The following is a 307-nucleotide window of genomic DNA, read 5'->3' as shown; positions in this document are numbered from 1 at the left end:
GCCGCGGCTCAGGCCGGTCTGCTGGGTGAGGTGGTCGAGGGTGTCCGAGCCGATGGCCCGCTCGAGATCCCCCTCGGGGATGTCGCGGTTGGGGCCATGGCTGACCCAGGAGTTCGCGGTCTCGCCGTGGCCGCCCTTGGTGAAGTGGTCGACGAGCTCGCTCAGGCCGCTGGCGATCAGGCCGCCGACCCCGGCGGTGCCGACGCCGCCCAGAAGCCCGGCCAGATTGCCGAGGCCGCCGCTGCCGGTGGCCGTGCCGGTGGAGGCTGTGTTCGGGATCGGTGGGACGGTGCGTTGGGGTGCGGTG

General features: G+C 73.6%; 1 protein-coding gene. It reads right to left on the bottom strand.

What is annotated here, in order from left to right:
• The coding region (locus ASF20_RS23060; protein WP_244476321.1) for a YidB family protein at positions 1-307 on the bottom strand (307 nt) is incomplete at both ends.

This window comes from Methylobacterium sp. Leaf88, from assembly GCF_001422795.1.
GTDB lineage: Bacteria > Pseudomonadota > Alphaproteobacteria > Rhizobiales > Beijerinckiaceae > Methylobacterium.
Note: the sequence above shows the minus strand (reverse complement) of the source record. Positions and strands in the feature narration are given on the sequence as shown.